This window comes from Actinosynnema sp. NPDC023658, assembly GCF_040639995.1.
In the GTDB taxonomy this organism is placed as follows: domain Bacteria; phylum Actinomycetota; class Actinomycetes; order Mycobacteriales; family Pseudonocardiaceae; genus Actinosynnema.
In genome coordinates this window covers 1-1,833 of sequence record NZ_JBFAAX010001058.1, presented here as the reverse complement: position 1 = coordinate 1,833, position 1,833 = coordinate 1, and the positions used below count along the sequence as shown (strand labels likewise).

The 1,833-nt window shown below is 74.6% G+C and carries 2 protein-coding genes; one reads left to right on the top strand and one right to left on the bottom strand.

What is annotated here, in order from left to right:
* The coding region (locus AB0G02_RS38035) for an MFS transporter (RefSeq protein WP_360804712.1) at positions 1–532 on the top strand (532 nt) is incomplete at its 5' end.
* A gap of 51 nt (positions 533–583) precedes the next feature.
* Here the strand turns inward: AB0G02_RS38035 and AB0G02_RS38030 are convergent.
* Positions 584–1,833, bottom strand: a 1,250-nt coding sequence (locus AB0G02_RS38030) for an SDR family oxidoreductase (RefSeq protein ID WP_360804709.1), incomplete at its 5' end; no start/stop codon positions are given.

Below are 1,833 nucleotides of genomic sequence, written 5' to 3'. Positions count from 1 at the left end.
GGCCAACGCGATGGCCGCCTACCTCGTGGTGACCGCGGTGGACGTCGGGTTCAGCCCGGCGGGGGCCGGCCTGATGCTGTCGCTGGGTTCGGCGTCCGGGTTCGCCTCGCGGCTGGTGGTGGGGCTCGCGGCCGACCGGTGGCGGCCGGACCTGCTGCTGACGGCGTCGGTGATGATCACGCTGGGCGCGCTGGGGCAGGGCCTGTTCGCCACGGGTGGTTCGGCGGTGTTCGTGGTGGCGCTGTTCCTGGGCTTCGCCGCCGGGTGGGCGTGGTCGGGGGTGTTCAACCTGGCCGTGGCCGACCGCTTCCCGGACCGGGTCGCCTCGGCCACGTCGGTCACGCAGATCGGCGTGTACGTCGGCAGCGCGACCATGCCGCCGTTCTTCGGGTGGTGCGCGCAGACCTTCGACCTGGCGACGGCGTGGACGGCCATGGGCGTGGCCATGCTGTCCGCGGTGGGCCTGCTCGTCGCCGTCCGCCGCCGCAAGCCAACCGACGTGGCCCGCCCGGTGAGCCACAGCCGCGGGTAGGACCGCGGCAGCACGGGGTCGGACCAGCGGTGGGGCCGCGGCGGCACCGGGTCAGACCACGCGCTCGTTCCCGCCGTCGACCGGCACCTGCGCCCCCGTGGTGTGGGCGAAGGTGTCCGAGCACAGCTCCGCGATCACCCGGCCGACCGCCGCGCTGGTGATCTCGGTGCCCAGCAGGTTGCGCCGCTTGTAGGCCTCGACGCTCAGGCCGTAGTGCGCGGCGCGCTGGGCGAGCACCTCGGCGGTCCACAGGCCGGTGTCGAAGACCGCGTCCGGGTGGACCGCGTTGACCCTGATGCCGTCGGCCGCCCACTCCAGCGCGGCGACCCTGGCCAGTTGCGTGACCGCCGCCTTGGAGGCCGAGTACGCGCCCGCGCCGGGTCCTGGCGCGGGCACGTTCTTGGACGCCACGACCACCACCCGCCCGCCGCGCGGGGCCAGCTTCAGCAGCGGGTGCGCCTTGGTGAACAGGGTCGCGATCGCGTCCGCGTTGACCGACATGGTGTGCCGCCACGAGGTCGGGTCCAGCTCAGCGATCGGGGTGTTGGCCGGGAAGACGCCGGCCGACGCGACCAGCACGTCCACCCCGCCGAACCGCTCCACGCCCCGGTCGATCGCGGCCTCGACGGCGTCCGGGTCGGTGACGTCGACCTGGAGGCCGAGGTAGTCGGGGTGGCTCGCGGTCGGCGTGAGGTCGAGGCCGATCACGCTCGCGCCCCTGGCCCGCAGCGCGTCGGCGCACGCCCGGCCGATGCCGGACGCCGCACCGGTGACCAGCGCGACCTCGCCGGTGAACTCCGCCGGTGCGCCGGAACGCCGCAGCTTCGCCTGCTCCAACTCCCAGTACTCCATGTCGAACAGGTCCCCCGGCGGCAACGCGCGGTAGCCGCCCAGCTCCTCCGCCCGCTCGATGATGTCGATCGTGTGGGCGTAGATGTCCCGCGCGATGTCGGCGTCCTTGGCCCGCCTGCCGACCGTGAGCATGCCCAGCCCGGGGTCGAGCACCACGCGCGGCGCCGGGTCGAGCATGGTCAGCCCCGGCCGCGCGTGCTCGTCGAAGTACCGGCGGTAGTCGGCCGCGTAGCCGGCGACGTCGTCACCGATCAGCGGGACGCGCTTGGTGCGGATCACGTGGTCGGGGGTCGCCGGGCCCTGCGCGGCCACGTCGGCCAGGTCCCGTCGGGAGACGAAGGCCATCGTGGCGGGGTCGGTGTGCCGGCTCACGATCACCGGTGCGCCCGCGGCGTCGGAGATCCGCCGGCGGAGGTCGGCCAGCCGGCGTCGGTCGACCGGGGGCGCTG